Source organism: Micromonospora sp. NPDC047467, from assembly GCF_040643095.1.
In the GTDB taxonomy this organism is placed as follows: domain Bacteria; phylum Actinomycetota; class Actinomycetes; order Mycobacteriales; family Micromonosporaceae; genus Micromonospora.
Window position 1 is genome coordinate 52,087 of sequence record NZ_JBEYTO010000009.1, and the last position, 21,735, is coordinate 73,821.

Here is a 21,735-nt window from a genome sequence, read left to right on the forward strand (position 1 = left end):
CTACGCCTGGTGGCGGTCAGGCTCCCGCGGCCGACTTGAGGTCGGCGGCCCGGTCGGTGCTCTCCCACGTCAGGTCCGGCAGCTCCCGGCCGAAGTGGCCGTACGCGGCGGTCTGCTGGTAGATCGGGCGGAGCAGGTTGAGGTCCCGGATGATCGCGGCCGGGCGCAGGTCGAACACCTCGGTCACGGCCTTCTCGATCGAGGAGACCGGCACCGTCTCGGTGCCGAACGTCTCGATGAACAGGCTCACCGGGTGCGCCTTGCCGATGGCGTAGGCGACCTGCGCCTCGCACCGCTCGGCCAGGCCGGCGGCGACCACGTTCTTGGCCACCCAACGCATCGCGTACGCCGCCGAGCGGTCCACCTTGGACGGATCCTTGCCGGAGAACGCGCCGCCGCCGTGCCGGGCGTACCCGCCGTAGGTGTCAACGATGATCTTGCGGCCGGTCAGGCCGGCGTCACCCATCGGGCCGCCGATCTCGAACCGGCCGGTCGGGTTGACCAGCAGGCGGTAGCCGTCCGTGTCCAGACCGAGGCTCTCCAGCTCCGGGGCGATGACGTGGTCGCGGACGTCCGGGGTGAGCAGCGACTCCAGCGAGATGTCCGCGGCGTGCTGACTGGACACGACCACGGTGTTCAACCGGACCGGGCGCAGCCCCTCGTACTCGATGGTGACCTGGGTCTTGCCGTCCGGGCGCAGGTACGGGATGACCCCGTCCTTGCGCACCGCGGCGAGGCGGCGGGCCAGCCGGTGGGCGAGGGCGATCGGCAGCGGCATCAGCTCCGGTGTCTCCGAGCAGGCGAAGCCGAACATCATGCCCTGGTCGCCGGCGCCCTGCGCGTCAAGCGCGCTCTCCGACGCGCCGGTGCGCAACTCGAAGGCGTTGTCCACGCCCTGCGCGATGTCCTCGGACTGCGCGCCGATGGAGACGCTGACGCCGCAGGACGCGCCGTCGAAGCCCTTCTTCGACGAGTCGTAGCCGATGTCGAGGATCGTCCGACGCACGATCGTCGGGATGTCGGCGTACGCCTTGGTGGTGACCTCACCGGCGATGTGCACCTGGCCGGTGGTGATCATGGTCTCCACCGCAACCCGGCTGTGTGGATCCTCGGTGAGCAGCGCGTCGAGAATACCGTCGCTGATCTGGTCGGCGATCTTGTCCGGGTGGCCTTCCGTGACCGATTCGGACGTGAAGAGGCGGCGTGTCACGGCACTCCTAAGCGTGTGAAGTCGTTCCGCGGCAGTCTAGTCACCACTGCGGCCGGTGTCGGGATCGGTCGCTTCCTGTTCCACCCGTCAGGAGCGGTCGGCCAGCCGCGCCACGACGAGATCCCACACGGTGTCGGCCACGGCCTCCTTGGCCTGCTCCGGCAGCCGGCTCACCGAGCCGTCCGCTCCGATGACCGTCACGGTGTTGGTGTCGGCGCCGAAGACCTTGTCGGGCCCGACCTCGTTGACCACGATCAGGTCGGCCCGCTTGCGGGCGAGTTTCGCCCGACCGTTGGCCTCCGCGTCGCCGGTCTCGGCGGCGAACACCACCAGCACCTGCTCCGGCCGCTTGCGCTGGCCGAGCTCCGCCGCGATGTCCGGGTTCGTGACGAGCTCGATGGTCGGCGCGACACCGTCGTCCGACTTCTTGATTTTGCCAGCCGCGTACGTCGCCGGCCGGAAATCGGCCGGAGCCGCCGCCATCACGACCGCGTCGGCCTCGACGGCGGCCTTCAGCGTGGCCTCTCGCAGCTCGGCGGTGGAGCCCACCCGGACCAGGTCGACCCCCGCGGGGTCGGCGAGGGAGACGTTCGCGGCGATAAGCGTGACCCGGGCGCCCCGGGCGACGGCCGCGCGGGCGAACGCGTAGCCCTGCTTGCCCGACGAACGGTTGCCGAGGAAGCGGACCGGGTCCAGGGGTTCGCGGGTGCCGCCCGCGGTGACCACCAGCCGGCGACCGGTCAGGTCGGCCGGCGCCGGCCCGCCGCGGGCCAGGATCTGACGGGCGACCGCGAAGATCTCCGACGGATCGGGCAGCCGACCCTTGCCGGTGTCGGCGCCGGTGAGTCGACCGACGGCCGGCTCGATGACCCGCACACCTCGGGCGCGCAGTGTGGCGACGTTGGCGACGGTGGCCGGGTGCTCCCACATCTCGGTGTGCATGGCCGGGGCCAGCACCACCGGGCAGCGCGCGGTCAGCAGCGTGTTGGTCAGCAGGTCGTCGGCGAGCCCGTGCGCGGCCTTGGCGAGCAGGTCCGCGGTGGTCGGCGCGACAACCACCAGGTCGGCCTGCTTACCGAGCCGGACGTGCGGCACCTCGTGCACGTCGGACCAGACGTCGTCGGCGATCGGCTGGCCGGAGAGCGCCGCCCAGGTCGGCGCCCCGACGAACCGGAGCGCCGACGCGGTCGGCACGACACGGACCTGATGACCTGACTCGGTGAAGAGCCGCAGGAGCTCACATGCCTTGTAGGCGGCGATGCCGCCACCGACCCCGAGGACGATCCGAGCGGACATCGGCGTGCCGACGCTTATGGCTGGTCGGTCGGCTCGGCGGTGAGCAGGCCCGAGTTGATCTCGCGCATGGCGATGGAGAGGGGCTTCTCCTGCGGGGTGGTCTCGACGAGCGGGCCGACGTACTCCAGGAGGCCCTCACCGAGCTGGCTGTAGTAGGCGTTGACCTGGCGCGCACGCTTGGCGGCGAAGATGACCAGCGCGTACTTCGACGTCGTCTTCTCGAGGAGCTCGTCGATCGGCGGGTTGGTGATGCCTTCGGGGTTGGCGATGGATCCCACGAATTAACCTCTGCGTCTTTCGAGCCGCGCGGACGCGGTGCTGAGTCTCAACGGCGGCCGGCGTCAGCCACGCACGCGCGACCAGGCCGGATCCGGATAAGAAGAACCGAGTAAGCCTACCAGCTCGGTAGCCACCCGATCGGTGAGGTCGTGGGTCAGCGCGTACGCGAAGGCCGCCACCACGGCGGCGTCGGGCCGGTGCCCGGGTGGGCTCAGCAGCACCAGCCGGGCGTCGGGCAGTCGCGCCCGGACCAGCTGGGCGCCGGCCAGGTCGAGCGGGAGCAGGACCGGCTGCCCGGCGTCGAGCCGGGCGCGCAGCGGGGGGTACGGGGTGCCCCGGCGGTACGGGCCGATCCGGGACCACTCGAGCAGGTCACCGGCGGCCACCCGGCGCTCGAACTCCGCGGCGGCGAGGAAGACACGGTCCTCCCCGTCCACCTCCGGCTCCCGGCGCGGCCTGGTAGTTGCCGGCACCGGGATCCACACGGACGGAGAACGCGCCCGGACAAGCTCGACGACACTCTCCCTGCCGGAACCCGAAGGTCCAGCCAGGACAGTGAGCCGAGCCGCCGGGCGCGCCTCGTCATCCGTGCTCACTGCTTGTTTCTACACGCTGCCAGGTTCAGTTGGCGGCGAACTCTCCAAGCAGTGCCTTGCGCTGCTGCTCGCCGAGGCCGCGCAGGCGACGGCTGTCGGCGATCTTGAGCTTCTCCATGATCTGGGTAGCCCGGATCTTGCCAATGCCCGGCATCGCCTGCAGGACGGCCGAGACCTTGAGCTTGCCGACGACATCGTCGCCCTCGGCCCGCTCAAGGACGGCACCGAGGGTGGTCTTGCCCTGCTTGAGCTGCTCCTTCAGCTCGGCGCGGGCCTTGCGGATCTCCGCGGCCTTCTCGAGCGCGGCAGCGCGCTGTTCGGGGGTCAGTGACGGGAGCGGCACCAGTTCTCCTCAGGTCCCTATCGCGGCGGGCGGGGCGCACCGCCGCATCTGTGAAACGTGGTGTCGCTGTGAACCAAGGGGTCCGTGGTTCCCAGCGCGGGGAAAACTAGCGGTCAGCGGAGCTTTCGGCAACGTGGGCGCGCGATGATCATCGCAGAGTGACCGAGCCGTCAGTCAGTCACCGGGCAGCCAGAACGGCCCTGCACTCGGCCAGCACCCGGTCGGCGGCGGCCCGCAGGGCGGTGCCATCCGGGCCGGCCGAGAGCACCTCGCGGGAGTACGACGGGAGCACCGAGGTGAGGCTCGAACCGAACACGGTCCGCAGATCGGCAGCGCCGGCACCCTGCGCTCCGAGCCCCGGCGCGAGCAGCGGACCCCCCACCCCGGATAGGTCGTGACCGGTGTCCCCAATGGTCGCGCCGACCACCAGACCGAAGCTTCCGAGCGGGGTCGCACCCCTGTTGAGCTGGGAAATCTCGTCAATCACGGTCTGCGCGACGGTGCGCCCGTCGGCGGTGCGAGCCCGCTGGACGGCGGCTCCCTCGGGGTTCGAGGTGAGGGCCAGCACAAAGACACCGCCGCCGTGCTCGGCGGCCAACTCGAACATCGGGGCCAGCGAACCTACTCCCAGGTAGGGGCTCGCTGTGACGGCGTCGACATACAAGGGGCTGGATGGATCAAGGTAGGCCGAGGCGTACGCGCTGACCGTTGAGCCGATGTCGCCACGCTTGACGTCCAACAAAACGAGCGAACCGGCTTCCCGTAACTGTCGGATAGTTGACTCAAGGATCGCCACACCGCGGGACCCGAAACGCTCGAAAAAGGCCGACTGAGGCTTGACCACCGCAACCCGGTCACCGAGGGCGTCCACGACGGTCCGGGTGAACCGGTCAAGACCGTCGACGTCGTCGGCGAGACCCCAACGGGCCAGCAGACCGGGATGCGGATCAATGCCCACACAGAGCGGCCCTCGCTCGCCGACGGCGCGGTGCAGTCGGGCGCCGAAACTCTCCATCCGGTACTTCCCCTCTCCTCGTCCGGGCGGCGACCCGCCCGGAGTACCCCGTCGACCCGACAGCCGGGCCGCCTCAGCCGGCCGCCACCGCCGCCGCCACCCCGGCCGCGATCCGGGTCAGGTCGGCGTCGTCGGTGACGTACGGCGGCATCGTGTAGATCAGGTCGCGGAACGGCCGCAGCCACACCCCCTGCTCGGCCGCCGCCGTGGTGGCGGCGCCGAGGTCGACCTCGTGGTCGAGCTGGACCACCCCGATCGCGCCGAGCACCCGCACGTCGGCCACGCCGGGCGTGCCGCGCAGGGGCTCCAGGCCGATGCGCAGCCCCTCGCCGACCCTGGCGACCTGCCCCGCCCAGTCCCCCGCCCGCAGCAGCCCGATGGAGGCGTTGGCCACCGCACAGGCCAGGGGGTTGCCCATGAAGGTGGGCCCGTGGGCCAGGACGCCCGCGGCGGAGATGCCCCGGGCGATCTCCGGGGTGCACAGGGTCGCGGCCAGGGTCAGGTAGCCGCCGGTGAGCGCCTTGCCCACGCACATCACGTCCGGGGCCACCCCGGCGTGCTCGGCGGCGAACATGGTGCCGGTACGGCCGAACCCGGTGGCGATCTCGTCGAAGATCAGCAACACCCCGTGCGCACGGGTCACCTCGCGCAGCACCCGCAGGTACCCGGGATGGTGAAAGCGCATCCCGCCCGCGCCCTGCACCACCGGCTCCACGATCACGGCGGCCAGTTCGTCGGCGTGCCGCTCGATCGTGTCCGCCAACGCCGCCACGTACGCGTCGTCGGGCGGATCGGTGAAGCCACCCGGCGGGACCGGGGCGAAGACCTGCCGGGGCAGCACGTCGCCCCAGAGGTGGTGCATCCCGCCCTCCGGGTCGCAGACGCTCATCGGGTGGAACGTGTCGCCGTGGTAGCCGCCCCGCCAGGTCGCCAGCCGGCGCCGCTGCGGCCGGCCGACCGCCCGCTGGTACTGCAGGCACATCTTCACCGCCACCTCGACGCTGACCGAGCCGGAGTCGGCCAGGAACACGTGCTCCAGACCCTCCGGGGCCAGCTCGACCAGGGTCCGGGCGAGCCGCACCGCCGGTTCGTGGGTGAGGCCGCCGAACATCACGTGGCTCATCCGGCCGAGCTGGTCGGTCACGGCCGCGTCCAGCACCGGGTGCCGGTAGCCGTGGATCGCCGCCCACCAGGACGACATCCCGTCCACCAGTTCCCGGCCGTCGGCCAGCCGCAGCCGCACCCCCTCGGCGCTGTGCACCACGTACGGCGGGTTCGCCGGCGGCAGCGCGGTGTACGGATGCCAGACGTGCGCCCGGTCGGCAGCCAGGATCTCCTCGGGCGTCACGTGCACTCCTTCCAGACGTGGACGGGCCGGTCGCCCCCAATGGCCCCGACAGCCGGAATGGCCCGAACAGTCAGCACGGCCCGAACAGTCAGCACGGCCCGGACGCCGGGCGTGGCGCGGCGGTGCCGGGCCACGTGTGCACAGCCTTTGCTCTGCTTCACTCCACGCAACACCCGGTGTCCGAATACCGGACGTCGGCCGTTGCGTGGGTTGAAGCAGAGCAAAGGCTGCAGGGACAGGGCAGGGGCCGCAGCGGCGTGACACGCGACGCCACCGCCACGGCGACCACGACCACGGCCACGACCGCCACCGCCGCCGCCACGAGGCACGATGGCCGCAGTCGGCACAGCGGCCCCGACGGTCACCGGCCGGTGACCGGATCAGGTGCTCTGGTGGCGGCGGTCGCGCGGGCGACGGCCCGGACCAGGGCGGGGCCCCGGTAGATGAAGCCGGTGTAGAGCTGCACCAGGGCGGCACCGGCGTCGAACATCCGGGCGGCGTCGTCCGGGTCCAGCACTCCACCGACCCCGACGATCGGCAACCGGCCACCGGTCTCCCGGTGGACGAAGGCGACCACCTCCCGGGCCCGCCCAGTCAGCGGACGGCCGGACAGACCTCCGGCCTGCGCACCGCGCTCCGCGTCCACCGGTGCCAGCCCATCCCGGCCCAGGGTGGTGTTGGTGGCGATCACCCCGGCCGCGCCCCGGGCCAGGCAGACCTCCAGCAGTTCGGCGATGGCCGCCTCGGTCAGATCAGGGGCGATCTTGACCAGGACCGGCTTCTCCCCCACCAGCGCGGCCAGCAGCGCGTCCAGGTGTGTGCGGTCCTGCAACGAGCGCAGTCCCGGCGTGTTCGGCGAGGAGACGTTCACGGCGAAGTAGTCGCCGTGCCCGCGCAGCGCGCGGTACGAGGTCAGGTAGTCCTCGACCGCCTCGTCCAGCGGAGTCACCTTGGACTTGCCGAGCGAGATGCCCAACGGCACGCCGATCGGGCGCGGCAGCGCCGCCAGCCGGGCGGCCAGCGCGGCGGCACCGGCGTTGTTGAAGCCCATCCGGTTGACCACGGCCTCGCTGGCCGGCAACCGGAACAGCCGGGGCCGGGGGTTGCCCGGCTGGGCGTGGGCCGTGACCGTGCCCACCTCGACGAAGCCGAAGCCGAGCGCCGGCCAGGCCGGCAGGGCCGCGCCGTCCTTGTCCATGCCGGCGGCCAGCCCGACGGGATTCGGGAACCGGACGCCGAAGACCGTGCGGGGCGCGCTCACCGCGTACCGGGCGCGGAGCGCGGCGAGCGCGGCCGGACGCCGGGACAGCGCGGCCAGCCGCCGCAGTGTCCACTCGTGCGCGGCCTCCGCGTCGCCGCCGCCGATCCGGAACAGCCCGGGCCGTACCGCCCGCTCGAACAGGGTCACTGGGCGGCCCGCAGCATGGCGTGCAGGTCCTGTAGCGGGCGGACCTGCATGTCGCCCCGGATCCGCGCCTCGATGCCCATCACCGCCGCGGCGGCGCCGGGGACCGTGGTGATGCAGGGGATGTCCCCGGTGACGGCGGCGCTGCGGATCTCGTAGCCGTCGGAGCGGGCGCTGGCACCCGAACCCTGCGGCGTGTTGATCACCAGGGCCACCTGGCCTCCGAGGATCAGCGACACCGCGTCGTCCCCCTCACCGGCCTGGTAGTGCTTGCGGATCTGCTCACAGGCGATGCCGTGCCGACGCAGCACCTCGGCGGTGCCGGTGGTCGCCACGATCTCGAAGCCCAGATCGGCCAACCGCTTGATCGGGAAGATCATGCCCCGCTTGTCCCGGTTGGCCACCGAGACGAAGATCTTCCCGGCGGTCGGCAGCGAACCGTACGCGGCCGACTGGCTCTTGGCGAAGGCATGCCCGAAGTTGGTGTCGATGCCCATCACCTCGCCTGTCGACTTCATCTCCGGCCCGAGCAGCGAGTCGATCCCCTTGCCCGCGCGGGTACGGAAGCGCTTGAACGGCAGCACCGCCTCCTTGACCGCGATCGGCGCGTCGGCGGGCATCGTGCCGCCGTCACCGGTCGCCGGCAGCAGGCCCTCGGCGCGCAGTTCGGCGATGGTCGCGCCGAGCGCGATCCGGGCCGCCGCCTTGGCCAGCGGCACCGCCGTGGCCTTCGAGACGAACGGGACGGTCCGCGACGCGCGCGGGTTGGCCTCCAGCACGTAGAGCACGTCGTCCTTGAGCGCGTACTGCACGTTGAGCAGGCCGCGGACGCCGACACCACGCGCGATGGCCTCGGTGTAGCGGCGGACCTCGGCCAGGTGCGACCCCGCGAGGGTGATCGGCGGCAGCGCGCACGACGAGTCACCGGAGTGGATGCCGGCCTCCTCGATGTGCTCCATCACCCCACCGATGTAAACCTCGCCGTCGGCGTCGCACAGCGCGTCCACGTCGATCTCGATGGCGTCGTCGAGGAACCGGTCCACCAGCACCGGATGGTCCGGGGAGATGTCGGTGGCCCGACCGATGTAGTCGCGCAGCGTCGGGTCGTCGTAGACGATCTCCATGCCCCGCCCGCCCAGCACGTACGACGGCCGGACCAGCACCGGGTAGCCGATCTCGTCGGCGATCGCCTTGGCCTCGTCGTAGGACGTGGCCATGCCGTGCGCCGGCGCACGCAGCCCGGCCCGGGCCAGCACCGCGCCGAACGCGCCCCGCTCCTCGGCCAGGTGGATCGACTCCGGGGAGGTGCCGACGACCGGCACGCCCGCGTTCTTGAGCCGCTGCGCCAACCCGAGCGGGGTCTGCCCGCCGAGCTGGACGACCACCCCGACCACGCCCGGCCCGCCGGCCGCCCGGCCGGACGAGTCCTCAGCGTGCCAAACCTCCAGGACGTCCTCGAAGGTCAGCGGCTCGAAGTAGAGCCGGTCGGCGGTGTCGTAGTCGGTGGAGACGGTCTCCGGGTTGCAGTTGACCATGACGGTCTCGTAACCGGCCGCCCGCAGCGCCTGAACGGCGTGCACGCAGGAGTAGTCGAACTCGATGCCCTGCCCGATCCGGTTCGGGCCGGAGCCCAGGATCAGCACCTTCGGCCGGTCCGACGGCGCGACCTCGGTCTCCAGGTCGTACGTCGAGTAGTGGTACGGCGTGGTCGCCTCGAACTCGGCCGCGCAGGTGTCCACGGTCTTGTAGACGGGGCGCACGTCGAGCCGGTGCCGCAGGGTCCGTACGCCGTCCTCGGCCGCCAACTCCGGCCGCAGCGCGGCGAGCTGCCGGTCGGACAGGCCGGCCCGCTTGGCGCGGCGCAGCAGCTCGGCGTCGAGCACCGGGGCGTCCACGATCTCCGCCCGCAGCTCGATCAGCGCGACGATCTGGTCCAGGAACCACGGGTCGATGCCGCCGGACGCCGCGTTGACCTCGGCGATCGACGCGCCGAGGCGCAGCGCCCGCTCGACGGTGTAGAGCCGACCGTCGTGCGGGATGCGCAGCGCGGCGAGGGTGTCGGCGAGGGTCACGCCGGCCGGGTCCGGCACGGTCCAGAAACCAGACGACTTGGTTTCCATCGAGCGCATCGCCTTGTTCAGCGCCTCGGTGAAGTTACGGCCGAGGCTCATCGCCTCGCCCACCGACTTCATCGTGGTGGTCAGCTCCGGGTCCGCGCCGGGGAACTTCTCGAACGCGAACCGGGGGATCTTCACCACCACGTAGTCCAGGGTCGGCTCGAACGCCGCCGGGGTCTTCAACGTGATGTCGTTGGGGATCTCGTCGAGGGTGTAGCCGATGGCCAGCTTCGCGGCGATCTTGGCAATCGGGAAGCCGGTCGCCTTGGAGGCCAGCGCCGAGGAGCGGGACACCCGCGGGTTCATCTCGATCACGACGATCCGGCCGTCGGCCGGGTTGACCGCGAACTGGATGTTGCAGCCGCCGGTGTCCACACCGACCTCGCGCAGCACCGCGATGCCCAGGTCACGCAGCCGCTGGTACTCCCGGTCGGTGAGCGTCATGGCCGGGGCCACGGTGACGCTGTCGCCGGTGTGCACACCCATCGGGTCGATGTTCTCGATCGAGCAGACCACCACCACGTTGTCGTGCCGGTCGCGCATCAGCTCGAGCTCGTACTCCTTCCAGCCGAGCACGCTCTCCTCGATGAGCACCTCGTGCACGGGGCTGGCGGCCAGGCCGTCGCCCGCGATGCGGGCCAGGTCCTCCGCGGTGTGCGCCATGCCGGAGCCCAGACCGCCCATGGTGAACGACGGCCGGATCACCACCGGCAGGCCCAGCTCGGCGACGGTCTCCTCGACCTCGTCCATCGAGTGGCAGACCCGCGAGCGGGGCACCAGCCCGGTTGGGTCGTCGACGCCGAGCCGGACACCGGCCTTAGCGACGATCTCCTTGAACAGCTGGCGGTCCTCGCCCCGGTTGATCGCGTCGATGTTCGCGCCGATCAACTCGACGCCGTACTTCTCCAGGACGCCGTTCTCGTGCAGGGCGACGGCGGTGTTCAGCGCGGTCTGCCCGCCGAGGGTCGCCAGGATCGCGTCCGGGCGTTCCTTGGCGATGACCAACTCCACGAACTCCGGGGTGATCGGCTCGACGTACGTGGCGTCGGCGAACTCCGGGTCGGTCATGATCGTGGCCGGGTTGGAGTTGACCAGGCTGACCCGGATCCCCTCGCTGCGCAACACCCGGCACGCCTGGGTGCCGGAGTAGTCGAATTCGCAGGCCTGCCCGATGACGATCGGCCCCGAGCCGATCACCAGGATGTGCTTGAGATCGCTCCGCTTAGGCATTGCTGCGCCCCTCGCTGTGGTTCCGGCCCTCGCTGGTCTGCTGGTCGAGAGCACGGCCCTCGCTGGTCTGCTGGTCGAGGTCACGGCCCTCGATTAGCTCGGCGAATCGGTCGAAGAGGTAGTCCGCGTCGTGCGGGCCGGCCGCCGCCTCCGGGTGGTACTGCACGGTGAACGCGGGCACGTCCACGGCACGCAGCCCCTCGACCACGTTGTCATTGAGGCAGACGTGCGACACCCGCACACCGCCGAATTCGGTGTCGATCACCTGGTCGGGGACGACCGCGCCGTCACCGGCACCCGGCACCTGCACCGCGAAGCCGTGGTTGTGGCTGGTCACCTCCACCTTGCCGGTGACCCGGTCGAGCACCGGCTGGTTGATCCCACGGTGGCCGTAGCCCAACTTGTACGTGCCGAAGCCCAGCGCCCGGCCGAGGATCTGGCTGCCGAAGCAGATGCCGAACAGCGGGATCCGCCGGGTCAGCACCTCCCGGGCCAGCGCCACCGGCCCGTCGGCGGTCGCCGGGTCACCCGGACCGGGCGAGAAGAAGACCGCGTCCGCGCCGGTGGCGAGCAGGTCCTCGATGCTCGACGAGGCCGGCAGCACATGGGTGGTCACCCCACGCTCGGCCAGCCGCCGTGGCACGTTGCGCTTGATGCCCAGGTCCAGCGCCGCGACGGTGAACCGCCGCTCGCCGATCGCCTCGACGACGTACGGCTTGGCGGTGGTCACCTCGGCGGAGAGGTCCGCGCCGACCATCTGCGGTGACGCGAGGACCCGGGCCAGCAGGCTCTGCGGGTGCGTGTCGATGCTGGAGATGCCCACCCGCATGGCGCCCCGCTCGCGCAGGTGCCGGGTCAGCGCACGGGTGTCCACCCCGCTGATGCCCACCACGCCCTCGGTGGCGAGCCGGTCCTCCAGACCGCCGGTGGCCCGCCAGTTCGAGCCGATGCGGGCCGGGTCGCGCACCACGTACCCCGCCACCCAGATCCGGTCGGACTCGTCGTCCTCGGCGTTGACGCCGGTGTTGCCGATGTGCGGGGCGGTCTGCACGACCACCTGCCGGTGGTAGGAGGGGTCGGTGAGGGTCTCCTGGTAGCCGGTCATGCCGGTGTTGAAGACGGCCTCGCCGAAGGTCTCCCCGACACTGCCGTACGCCTCGCCGTGGAACGTGCGCCCGTCCTCGAGTACGAGGATCGCGGGCCTGCGCTTGCTCACTTGACAGCCTTTCCGTCCAGGACCGTCGGCTCGCCGCGCAGGAAGGTCGCCACGATGCGACCTGGCAGCGTCATGCGGGCGTACGGGGTGTTGCGACTGCGACTGGCCAGCTCCGCCGGCTCGATGGTGCGGCGGGCGGTCGGGTCGACAAGGGTCAGGTTCGCCGGCACACCGGGTGCCGGGTCGACGCCGTGCCCGGTGAGCCCGGCGATCCGGGCCGGGGTGCGTGACATCCGCTCGGCGATCAGGTCCCACTCGGGGCCCAGCACGTCGAGCGCGATGGAGAGGGCCGTCTCCAGACCGAGCATTCCCGGTCGGGCGTACGCCCACTCGCACTCCTTGTCCTCCACGGCGTGCGGGGCGTGGTCGGTGGCGATGATGTCGATGACGCCGTCGGCGAGCGCGGCGCGCAGCGCGGCGACGTCCGCGGCCGTCCGCAGCGGCGGGTTGACCTTGAAGACCGGGTCGTAACTCTCGGCCCGCTCGTCGGTGAGCAGCAGGTGGTGCGGGGTGACCTCGGCGGTGACGCGTACCCCGCGGGCCTTGGCCTGACGCAGCACCTCGACGCTGCCGGCGGTGGAGACGTGGCAGACGTGCAGTCGGCTGCCCACGTGCTCGGCGAGCAGCACGTCCCGGGCGATGATCGCCTCCTCGGCGACCGCCGGCCAGCCGATCAGCCCGAGCCGGGTGGAGACCTCGCCCTCGTGCATCTGGGCGCCCTCGGTGAGCCGGGGCTCCTCGGCGTGCTGGGCGATGATCCCGTCGAACGCCTTGACGTACTCCAGGGCCCGGCGCATCAGCAACGGGTCGGCGACGCAGTGCCCGTCGTCGGAGAAGATCCGCACCCGGGCCGCCGAATCGGCCATCGCGCCCAACTCGGCCAGGCGCTCGCCGGCCAGCCCGACGGTGACCGCGCCGATCGGCTGCACGTCGACCAGCCCGGCCTCGCGACCGAGCCGCCACACCTGCTCGACGACGCCCGCCGTGTCGGCCACCGGGGAGGTGTTGGCCATCGCGCAGACCGCCGTGTAGCCGCCCAACGCCGCCGCCCGGGAACCGGACTCGACGGTCTCGGCGTCCTCGCGGCCGGGCTCGCGCAGGTGGGTGTGCAGGTCGACGAGGCCCGGCAGGGCGACCAGCCCGGTGCCGTCGACGACGGTGGCGTCCGGCGCGGACAGGCCGGGCCCGACCTCGGCGACGACGCCGTCGCGGATCAGGACGTCGGTCGGCGCGGCGCCGACGACGCTCACGCTGGTGATGAGGTACGCGGTCACCGGTTGTTTCCTCCGAGCAGCAGGTACAGGACGGCCATCCGCACGGAGACCCCGTTGGTGACCTGTTCGACGATGGTGGAGCGGGGTGAGTCGGCCACCTCGGGGGTGATCTCCATGCCCCGGTTCATCGGGCCGGGGTGCATGACGATCGCGTGCTCGGGCAGCCGGCGCATGCGCGGGCCGTCCAGGCCGTAGCGGCGGGCGTACTCGCGGGCGGAGGGGAAGTAGGAGTCCTTCATCCGCTCCCGCTGCACCCGCAGCATCATCACCACGTCGACGTTGGGCAGCACCGCGTCGAGGTCGTAGGAGACGTCGGTGCCGGGAGCGAGGGCGCCCGCGATGTCGACCGGGATGAGGGTCGGCGGGCCGACCAGGGTGACCTTCGCGCCGAGGGTGGACAGCAGCAGGACGTTCGAGCGGGCGACCCGGGAGTGCAGCACGTCCCCGACCACGGCGACGGACAGACCGGCGAGTCGGCCCAGCCGGGCCCGCATGGTGAACGCGTCCAGCAGCGCCTGGGTGGGGTGCTCGTGGGTGCCGTCGCCCGCGTTGACCACCGACCCGTCCACCCAGTTCGCGAGGCGGTGCGGCGCGCCGGAGGCGGGGTGCCGGACGACCACCGCGTCGGCGCCCATGGCCTGCAGGGTCAGCGCCGTGTCCTTCAGGCTCTCGCCCTTGGTGACGCTGGACCCCTTCGCGGAAAAGTTGATCACGTCGGCGCTGAGCCGCTTCGCCGCCGCCTCGAACGAGATCCGGGTGCGGGTGGAGTCCTCGTAGAAGAGGTTCACCACCGTACGGCCGCGCAGCGCGGGCAGCTTCTTGATCTCGCGGCCGGCGACCGTGGCCATCTCGGCGGCGGTGTCCAGGATCTCGGTGGCGGTGTCGGCGTCCAGGTCCGCGCCCGAGAGCAGGTGCCTGATCATGCCGTTGCCCCTCCGTAGAGCTTGACCTCGTCCACACCGTCGGTCTCGGCGAGCGTCACCTTGACACTCTCGGCGAGCGAGGTGGGAATGTTCTTGCCCACATAGTCGGCGCGGATCGGCAGCTCCCGATGGCCGCGGTCGACCAGGACGGCGAGCTGCACGGACGCCGGGCGGCCCACGTCGTTGAGCGCGTCGAGCGCGGCCCGGACGGTGCGGCCGGAGAAGAGCACGTCGTCGACGAGGATGACCCGCTTGCCGTCGATGCCGCCGCTGGGCACCTGGGTGGGGCCGACCGCGCGGGTGCCGTGCCGACGCAGGTCGTCACGGTAGAGAGTGATGTCGAGCACACCGGCCGGGATGTCGACGGCCTCGAAGGTGCTGATCCGGGCCGCGAGCCGCCGCGCCAGGGGCGCGCCGCGGGTGGGAATCCCCAGCAGCACGGTGTCGGCGGCGCCCTGGGTCTTCTCCAGGATCTGGTGGGCGATGCGGTCGACCACGCGCTGCACGTCGGCGCTGTCGAGGATGACCTTCACCGAGGGTTGTCGCGGTGGTGACGAGCGGGCCGCCGGTGGGTACGCCACGGCAGACCTCCTTCCCCGCCTCACGGGACGGGTCGTTAAAGGATGTCGGGCACCTCCGGCCGGACCGCTGACGCAACTCGGGCCGGGGCTTCACGCCACGTTACCAGTGGTCACCCCGCCGATGGACGGCGGCTGCTGACCATCGGATCAGGCCGACGAATGGGGATAACTCCCCCAGCGCTCCCCAACGGTGGGGTCCCGACCACTTGACCACGTGTCGCATTCCCCGTACCGTCACGCTCCGTAGCGATCGACGGGAGAACCCCGAGCAGCACTGGGAGTGTCCGAATGCCCTCTGAATACGCCAAATCTCTGGGCGCCCGCCTGCGCTCCATCCGCCAGCAGCAGGGCCTGTCCCTGCAGGGTGTGGAGGAGAAGTCGAACGGGCGGTGGAAGGCCGTGGTGGTCGGCTCGTACGAGCGTGGCGACCGGGCCGTGACGGTTTCCCGTCTGGCCGAGCTGGCCGAGTTCTACCGTGTCCCCGTCTCGGAGCTGCTGCCCGACGGCAGTGGTGTCCGTCACGAGCCCACCAGCAAGATCGTCCTGGACCTGGAGCGGCTCTACGACGAGGCCTCCGAGGACCTGGCCTACGTTGCCCGCTACGCCCGCGCCATCCAGCAGCAGCGCGGTGACTACAACGGTCGGGTGCTCTCCATCCGCGCCGACGACCTGCGGGCGCTCGCGATCGTCTACGACGCCTCGCCGTCGGGGCTGATCGAGCGGCTCACCGAGCACGGTGTGCTGGTCGCCGACCCACGGGCGTTCTTCGCCTCCTGAGCTGTCGCTCCACCCGAAAAGGCCCGTGCCATCCGGCACGGGCCTTTTCGTTGGTGCGGGTGCCTGACCTCAGCGGGTGGCGTACTCGGCGATGCGGCCGAGCAGGCCGTTGAGGAAGCGCGGCGAATCGTCGGTGGACATCTGTCGGGCCAGCTCCACGGCCTCGCTGATCGCCACCGCGTCGTCGATCTCGTCGACGTAGAGCAACTCGTAGACGGCGACCCGGGCCAGATTGCGGTCGACCACCGGCATCCGGTCCAGGGTCCAGCCCTCGGCGTAGCTGGCGATCAGCTCGTCGATCCGGTTGAGATGTTCGGCGACCCCCTCGATCAGGCCCACCGCGTAACCCAGATGCTCCGGGTGGGGCTTTTCGATGCGCTGGAGGTAGCCGGCCAGCACCTCCACGGGGGGCCGGTCCCGCAGGTCGGCCTCGTAGAGGACGTCCAGCGCCCGCTTGCGCGCCTTGCGGCGCGCCGGCATCTGCTGCTTGGGACCCTCAGCCATCAGGCGCGGCCGAGGTAACGGCCGTCGCGGGTGTCGACCTTGATCTTCTCACCGGTGGTGATGAACAGCGGGACCGGCACGGTGGCACCGGTCTCGACGGTCGCCGGCTTGGTGCCGCCGGTCGACCGGTCGCCCTGCAGGCCCGGCTCGGTGTAGGTGACCTCCAGCACGACGCTGGTGGGCAGCTCGATGTAGAGCGGCACACCCTCGTGGGTGGCGACGGTCGCCTCCGCCTCGGGCAGCAGGTAGTTGGCTGCCTCCCCGACGGTGCCGCCGGGAACGGTGATCTGGTCGAAGGTCTCCAGATCCATGAAGACGTAGTCCTCGCCGTCGGCGTACAGGTACTGCATCGTGCGCTTGTCCACGGTCGCGGTTTCGACCTTGGTGCCCGCGTTGAAGGTCTTGTCGACCACCTTCCCGGACAGCACGTTCTTCAGCGTGGTGCGCACGAAGGCACCACCCTTACCGGGCTTGACGTGCTGGAACTCGACGACGGACCAGAGCTCGCCGTCAAGGTTGAGTACCAGGCCGTTTTTCAGGTCGTTGGTGGAGGCCATTTCCTGCCTTGATCATCAATTGGCGGACAGACCTGCCAAGTCTACAAGCTGCACCGAGACGTGTTACCCGCCGTGGTCGGCCGCCTCATCCGCCGCAGGGGCGGCACCCGACAGCGGTGACGGGCCGTCACCCACGCGTCACGGTGGCCCCACCCTCTCCGGTCCTTTGCGCTGCTTCACCTGACGCAACAGTCACCCTTCGTGCACCCCGAGGGGCAGGGCCGATCGACACCAACCATCGGGTACGCGCAGCTCACCGCCGGTGTTGCGTCCGTTGAAGCAGAGCAAAGGCAGCGAACCGGGAGGGTGCTCCCCGGAGTCGGGCGGGGCGGGGGCAACCGACGGTGACAGTCGGCGCTCGGGGGCCGGCATCACGCTCGGTGCGCCGAGACGGCGAGGCTGCGGGAGGGGCTGGGCCCGGCGGGCGGGAGCGCGACGGAGGCGTCGGGCGTTTGTCAGCTGGCGCGGGTGGCGAGGTGGTGCAGGGCGAGGCGGTAGCCGTCGATACCGAGGCCGCAGATCACCCCGGTGGCCACCGCCGAGACCACCGAGTGGTGCCGGAACTCCTCGCGGGCGTGGATGTTGGACAGGTGCACCTCGACCAGCGGCCCGCGCAGCATCGCGCAGGCGTCGCGGACCGCGTACGAGTAGTGCGACCAGGCGGCCGGGTTGAGCACCACCGCCGCGCTCTCGTCGGCGGCGGCGTGCAGCCAGCCGAGCAGCTCGTGCTCGGCGTCGGTCTGCCGGACCGTCACGTCCAGCCCCAACTCCCGGCCGGTGGCCTCGCAGAGCGCCACGAGATCGGCGTAGCTGGTCGAGCCGTACACCGCCGGCTCCCGGGTGCCCAGTCGGCCCAGGTTCGGCCCGTTCAACACGTAGACCCTCACGGCGCGGACACCTCGCGGTAGGCCGCCTCGAGCAGCGCGTCGTCCGGGCCCTCCAGCATCGCTGGACGGGCCAGCGCGTCCAGCACCACGAAACGCAGCTTGCTGCCCCGGGCCTTCTTGTCCACCCGCATCACGGCCAACAGTCGCTCCCACGCCTCGGCCGGATAGCTCACCGGCAGGCCGAGCGCGGCCAGGGCGCTCCGGTGCCGGTCGGCGGTCGGCGCGTCCAGCCGGCTGGCGAGGCGGGCCAGCGCCGCGGCGTACACCAGACCCACGGACACGGCGTGGCCGTGCCGCCAGCGGTAGCCCTCGTTCTGTTCGATCGCGTGCGCGAGGGTGTGCCCATAGTTGAGGACCTCCCGCAGGCCGGACTCGCGCAGGTCACCGGCGACCACGTCGGCCTTGACCCGGATCGCCCGCTCGATCAGCTCCCGGGCGACCGGCCCGCGCGGGTCGGTGGCCGCCGCCGGGTCACGCTCGACCAGGTCCAGGATCACCGGGTCGGCGATGAAGCCGCACTTGACCACCTCGGCCAGACCGGCCGCCAGGTCGATCGCCGGCAGGCTGTCCAGGGTGGCCAGGTCGGCCAGCACGCCGACCGGCGGGTGGAAGGCGCCCACCAGGTTCTTGCCGGCGGCGGTGTTGATCCCGGTCTTGCCGCCCACGGCGGCGTCCACCATGCCCAACAGCGAGGTGGCCACCGGCACCCAGCGCACCCCGCGCAGCCAGCAGGCCGCGACGAAGCCGGCCAGGTCGGTCACCGCGCCGCCGCCCACGCCAACCACCGCGTCGGTACGCGTGAAGCCCGCCGCGCCGAGCCGGTCCCAGCAGGCGGCGGCCACGTCGATCTGCTTGCCCGACTCGGCGTCGGGCACCTCGATCGGCAGCGGCTCGACCCCGGCCGCGCGCAGCCGTTCGCCGAGCGCGTCGGCCAGGGTCTTGAGCGGGGGCGCGTGCAGCACCGCCGCCCGGGTCGCGCCGGGCAGCAGCCCGGGCAGCGCGTCCAGCAGGTCGCGTCCGACCAGCACGTCGTACGGCCGCTCGCCGCCGACCGGGATCCGGGTCACGTCGTCCATCGCCGGCAGCCTAGTCCAGCACGTGGCGCGACGGCGGCGGGAGACGACCGCGACCACAGGGTGAAACCGGACAGAACTGTCGGCCGTCGGCCGTAGGGTCGGCTCGACAACCGAGAGAAGGAGCGACAGATGGCGACGTTCGTGCTGGTGCCGGGGTTCTGGTTGGGCGCCTGGGCGTGGCGGGACGTGACCGGGGCGCTACGCGCGCAGGGGCACGAGGTCTACCCGATGACGCTGACCGGGCTGGCCGAGCGCGACCACCTCGCCGGGCCTGAGGTGAGCCTGGACACGCACACCACCGACATCGTCCGGCTGATCGAGGTCGAGGCCCTGCGGGATGTGGTGCTGGTTGGCCACTCCGGCGGCGGGATGCCGGTCACCCAGGCGGCGGACCGCATCCCGGACCGCATCGCCCGAGCGGTCTACGTGGAGAGTGGGCCGTTGCCGGACGGCACGGGGCAGTTCGACACGGTGCCGCCGGAGGAGCAGGAGCGGCTGCGGGCCGTGATCGGCGCCGGGCATCTGCTGCCGCCGCCGGCCTGGGACCCGGCGGCCGACCCGACCAACCTGGCCGGGCTGGACGAGCCGACACTGGCCCTGCTGCGTGAGCGGGCCACCCCGCAGCCGCTGCGCACGGCGACCGACCCGGTGCGCCGCACCGGCGGCCGCCCGGTGCCGACCGCCCTGGTCGCCAGCACCTTCCCGCTCACCGTGGTCCGCGAGATGATCGGCCAGGGGCACCCGTTCTTCGCCGGGCTGACCGGTGGTCGGCTGTTCGAGCTGCCCACCGGGCACTGGCCGATGCTCAGCGAGCCCAAGGCTCTGGCCGACGTGCTCGACACGGCCGCCCGCGACTGAGCGGGCCGGGCCGCCACCCGAGATTCCCTGTGCACCGTGTGAAACCGCCGGGCGAGAGCAGGCGTGTTGGGGGCGCGTTGGCGAGAAGGGCCGGCGTGGCGTCCATGGCGACTCCCGGCGGGCAGCCGCGGGGCAGCAGGTGAGGAGTTGGGCATGTCCAAGGTGAAATGGGCCACCGGCGCGGTGCTGATGGTGTGCGGCAGCGCGCTGGTGGCGTGCCAGTCCGATCCGACCACGGCTCCGGTCGCATCCAGCGGGCCCTCCACGTCCGCCTCGGCCACCGCCTCCGAGGCGATGCCAGCATCGCCCAGCCCGTCGTCGTCCACGTCGGGTCCGTCCACCCCGGCCGCTTCGACCGACCCGGTGCTCTCCGGCAAGCGGGAGGTCACCATCGTGCGGGTGCAGGCGACCGAGGGCGGCATCGCCCTCGACGGCGAGCTCATGGAGGTCGACGACAACAGTGGTCGCCAACTGTTCGTCCCGACCCCGCTCGGCGGCGACACCTACCTCATCAAGGCGTACGGCAGGGTCGACTACCACCCCGCCAACGACGAGCCGGCCTGCTGGCAGGTCGACAACCCGGGCAACTCGGGGCCGCTGACGGTCGAGGGGGCGGTCTGCGACAACAACAACCCGGCGCAGCGCTTCACCATCACCGCCAGCGGCAAGCGCGCGTATGCCATCAGCAACAGGTCAGCGTTTCTCCAACACTCCCCCACCAGGGGCATCATCCTCGAGGAAGTCGGTGACGCACCGCTGCGCAGCACGTTCCGGTTCGTCGACAACGGTCCCGCCCGGCGCCCCGCCGGCGGCTGACCTTCATTGTGGATGATCTATCCTTCTGCACGGCAGTCGGGGACGGTCAGCGAGCACCGGACCGCGGGCCGGGCAGGTGGATCACCCGGAGCGCGGTCCGGTCCAGGCGGGAGTAGCGGCACATGCGCGACGCGAAGGAGTTCGACGACTTCTACGCCGCCTCCTCCCGCCGTGTCCTGGGTCAGGTGTACGCGATGATCGGCAGTCACGCCGAGGCCGAAGACGCCGTGGCAGAGGCGTACCTCCGCGCGTGGGATCGGTGGAACAGGGTGCGTGAGTGCGACAGTCCCGAAGCGTGGGTGCGTCGTGTCGCCTACCGCATCGCGGTCTCCGCGTGGCGCAAGGCGGTGAACCGACTCCGAGCGCACCACCGGGATACGACCGAGGAGCACGTCGACGCGGTCGGCCCCGATCACGTGGCGCTGGTGCGGGGCCTCCGCCTGATCTCCGCCGACCAGCGTCGGGTCATCGTCCTGCATCACCTCGTCGGTCTCAGCGTCGCCGAGATCGCCGCCGAGACCGGAACGTCGCCCAACACGGTCAAGACCTGGCTCGCGCGGGGCCGCCGAGCCCTAGCCGAGCACGTCACCGGCGCCGAGCCGGACGTCCTGGACGGGACGCGGTCCTGATGTCCGACCAGAACCTCGACGACGGCCTGCGTTCGCTCGCCGAGGACGGTGCGCGTCGCGGCCGTCTCGCCGATGCCGCGGTCATCCGTCAACGCGGCGACGCGCACCGCGCGCGGCGGCACGCGGCCTCGGTAGCGGTCGGTGTCGCGCTGGTGAGTCTGCTCACCGTGGGCGTAGCGGTGGGCCGGCCGAACGCAGGTCCACCCACGTCACCGGTCGGCCCTCCCGCATCCGGTTCGCCCTCCGCGCCCGCGACGCCGACCACGACACCGTCACCGACCACGACAGCGACGGTCACGCCGCCCGTCGGGCCGCCGTCCACCCCGTCGAGCCCGACCGACCCGGTGCTCTCCGGCACGCGGGAGGTCACCATCGTTCGGGTGCAGGCGACCGAAGGCGGCATCGCCCTCGACGGCGAGCTCATGGAGGTCGACGACAACAGTGGCCGCCAACTGTTCGTCCCCACCCCGCTCGGCGGCGACACCTACCTGATCAAGGCATACGGCAAGGTCGACTACCACCCCGCCAACGACGAGCCGGCCTGCTGGCAGGCCTACAACCCGGGCAACTCGGGGCCGCTGACGGTCGAGGGGGCGGTCTGCGACAACAACAACCCGGCGCAGCGCTTCACCATCACCGCCAGCGGCAAGGGCGCGTACGCCATCAGCAACGCGTCGGCGTACCTCCAGCACTCCCCCACCAGGGGCATCATCCTCGAGGAAGTCGGTGACGCACCGCTGCGCAGCACGTTCCGGTTCGTCGACAACGGCCCCGCCCGCCGTCCGCTCGGCGGCTGAC

The 21,735-nt window shown here is 71.6% G+C and carries 22 protein-coding genes; 5 read left to right on the forward strand and 17 right to left on the reverse strand.

The features are described 5' to 3' along the window. Window positions 1-16 precede the first annotated feature (16 nt). The 13 genes from metK to pyrR all read right to left on the reverse strand — a co-directional run bounded on the left by metK (window position 17) and on the right by pyrR (window position 14,833). Window positions 17-1,210, reverse strand: a complete 1,194-nt coding sequence (gene metK, locus ABZ780_RS24015; protein WP_357006596.1) for a methionine adenosyltransferase — start codon at window positions 1,208-1,210, stop codon at window positions 17-19. Between the two features lie 87 nt (window positions 1,211-1,297). Then, window positions 1,298-2,506 carry a bifunctional phosphopantothenoylcysteine decarboxylase/phosphopantothenate--cysteine ligase CoaBC gene (coaBC, locus tag ABZ780_RS24020; RefSeq protein ID WP_357006593.1) on the reverse strand — a complete coding sequence of 403 codons (1,209 nt, stop codon included), beginning with the start codon at window positions 2,504-2,506 and terminating at the stop codon, window positions 1,298-1,300. A 14-nt stretch (window positions 2,507-2,520) separates the two neighbouring features. After that, entirely contained in the window at window positions 2,521-2,784 is a 264-nt protein-coding gene (gene rpoZ / locus ABZ780_RS24025) for a DNA-directed RNA polymerase subunit omega (protein WP_030335666.1), read from the reverse strand. A gap of 63 nt (window positions 2,785-2,847) precedes the next feature. Beyond that, window positions 2,848-3,381 (reverse strand): guanylate kinase, encoded by a 534-nt coding sequence (locus tag ABZ780_RS24030; RefSeq protein ID WP_357006590.1) that lies wholly within the window; start codon window positions 3,379-3,381, stop codon window positions 2,848-2,850. A 25-nt stretch (window positions 3,382-3,406) separates the two neighbouring features. Further along, window positions 3,407-3,724, reverse strand: a complete 318-nt coding sequence (gene mihF / locus ABZ780_RS24035) for an integration host factor, actinobacterial type (RefSeq protein WP_053655462.1) — start codon at window positions 3,722-3,724, stop codon at window positions 3,407-3,409. A 178-nt stretch (window positions 3,725-3,902) separates the two neighbouring features. Further along, complete coding sequence (pyrF, locus tag ABZ780_RS24040) at window positions 3,903-4,739, reverse strand: orotidine-5'-phosphate decarboxylase (protein ID WP_357006587.1); 837 nt, start codon at window positions 4,737-4,739, stop codon at window positions 3,903-3,905. A gap of 73 nt (window positions 4,740-4,812) precedes the next feature. Beyond that, a complete protein-coding gene (locus ABZ780_RS24045; protein ID WP_357006584.1) occupies window positions 4,813-6,087 on the reverse strand; it encodes an adenosylmethionine--8-amino-7-oxononanoate transaminase in 1,275 nt (424 codons plus the stop codon). A gap of 361 nt (window positions 6,088-6,448) precedes the next feature. Then, on the reverse strand, window positions 6,449-7,495 hold the full coding sequence (locus tag ABZ780_RS24050; protein ID WP_357487556.1) for a quinone-dependent dihydroorotate dehydrogenase: 1,047 nt from the start codon (window positions 7,493-7,495) through the stop codon (window positions 6,449-6,451). Further along, window positions 7,492-10,839 (reverse strand): carbamoyl-phosphate synthase large subunit, encoded by a 3,348-nt coding sequence (gene carB, locus ABZ780_RS24055; protein WP_357487557.1) that lies wholly within the window; start codon window positions 10,837-10,839, stop codon window positions 7,492-7,494. The genes ABZ780_RS24050 and carB overlap by 4 nt, the downstream gene beginning before the upstream one ends. Then, a complete protein-coding gene (carA, locus tag ABZ780_RS24060) occupies window positions 10,832-12,055 on the reverse strand; it encodes a glutamine-hydrolyzing carbamoyl-phosphate synthase small subunit (protein WP_357487558.1) in 1,224 nt (407 codons plus the stop codon). Before carA ends, carB begins: the two co-directional genes overlap by 8 nt. Then, window positions 12,052-13,329: a dihydroorotase gene (locus ABZ780_RS24065; protein ID WP_357006571.1), complete on the reverse strand. Its 1,278-nt coding sequence runs from the start codon at window positions 13,327-13,329 to the stop codon at window positions 12,052-12,054. Before ABZ780_RS24065 ends, carA begins: the two co-directional genes overlap by 4 nt. Beyond that, window positions 13,326-14,252 carry an aspartate carbamoyltransferase catalytic subunit gene (locus ABZ780_RS24070; RefSeq protein WP_357487559.1) on the reverse strand — a complete coding sequence of 309 codons (927 nt, stop codon included), beginning with the start codon at window positions 14,250-14,252 and terminating at the stop codon, window positions 13,326-13,328. Before ABZ780_RS24070 ends, ABZ780_RS24065 begins: the two co-directional genes overlap by 4 nt. Further along, window positions 14,249-14,833 (reverse strand): bifunctional pyr operon transcriptional regulator/uracil phosphoribosyltransferase PyrR, encoded by a 585-nt coding sequence (gene pyrR / locus ABZ780_RS24075; RefSeq protein WP_357006564.1) that lies wholly within the window; start codon window positions 14,831-14,833, stop codon window positions 14,249-14,251. Before pyrR ends, ABZ780_RS24070 begins: the two co-directional genes overlap by 4 nt. Window positions 14,834-15,121: 288 nt before the next feature. Between pyrR and ABZ780_RS24080 the strand changes: the two genes are divergently transcribed. Next, window positions 15,122-15,610, forward strand: a complete 489-nt coding sequence (locus ABZ780_RS24080; RefSeq protein WP_007458348.1) for a transcriptional regulator — start codon at window positions 15,122-15,124, stop codon at window positions 15,608-15,610. Window positions 15,611-15,679: 69 nt separating this feature from the next. On the opposite strand, the gene nusB is transcribed toward ABZ780_RS24080, so the two are convergent. From nusB to aroB, 4 genes are all read right to left on the reverse strand, one after another. Further along, complete coding sequence (nusB, locus tag ABZ780_RS24085; RefSeq protein WP_357006830.1) at window positions 15,680-16,090, reverse strand: transcription antitermination factor NusB; 411 nt, start codon at window positions 16,088-16,090, stop codon at window positions 15,680-15,682. Between the two features lie 23 nt (window positions 16,091-16,113). Continuing rightward, complete coding sequence (efp, locus tag ABZ780_RS24090; RefSeq protein WP_357006561.1) at window positions 16,114-16,671, reverse strand: elongation factor P; 558 nt, start codon at window positions 16,669-16,671, stop codon at window positions 16,114-16,116. A 455-nt stretch (window positions 16,672-17,126) separates the two neighbouring features. Beyond that, a complete protein-coding gene (gene aroQ / locus ABZ780_RS24095; protein ID WP_357487560.1) occupies window positions 17,127-17,558 on the reverse strand; it encodes a type II 3-dehydroquinate dehydratase in 432 nt (143 codons plus the stop codon). Continuing rightward, window positions 17,555-18,634 carry a 3-dehydroquinate synthase gene (gene aroB, locus ABZ780_RS24100; protein ID WP_357487561.1) on the reverse strand — a complete coding sequence of 360 codons (1,080 nt, stop codon included), beginning with the start codon at window positions 18,632-18,634 and terminating at the stop codon, window positions 17,555-17,557. The genes aroQ and aroB overlap by 4 nt, the downstream gene beginning before the upstream one ends. 129 nt (window positions 18,635-18,763) lie before the next feature. Between aroB and ABZ780_RS24105 the strand changes: the two genes are divergently transcribed. From ABZ780_RS24105 to ABZ780_RS24120, 4 genes are all read left to right on the forward strand, one after another. After that, window positions 18,764-19,492, forward strand: coding sequence for an alpha/beta fold hydrolase (locus tag ABZ780_RS24105; protein ID WP_357006552.1), 729 nt, complete (start codon window positions 18,764-18,766; stop codon window positions 19,490-19,492). 153 nt (window positions 19,493-19,645) lie between these two features. Continuing rightward, window positions 19,646-20,308 (forward strand): hypothetical protein, encoded by a 663-nt coding sequence (locus ABZ780_RS24110; protein ID WP_357487562.1) that lies wholly within the window; start codon window positions 19,646-19,648, stop codon window positions 20,306-20,308. 122 nt (window positions 20,309-20,430) lie between these two features. Next, window positions 20,431-20,937 carry a sigma-70 family RNA polymerase sigma factor gene (locus ABZ780_RS24115; protein ID WP_357006546.1) on the forward strand — a complete coding sequence of 169 codons (507 nt, stop codon included), beginning with the start codon at window positions 20,431-20,433 and terminating at the stop codon, window positions 20,935-20,937. After that, window positions 20,937-21,734 (forward strand): hypothetical protein, encoded by a 798-nt coding sequence (locus tag ABZ780_RS24120; protein ID WP_357487563.1) that lies wholly within the window; start codon window positions 20,937-20,939, stop codon window positions 21,732-21,734. Before ABZ780_RS24115 ends, ABZ780_RS24120 begins: the two co-directional genes overlap by 1 nt. The last annotated feature ends 1 nt before the right edge of the window (window position 21,735 follow it).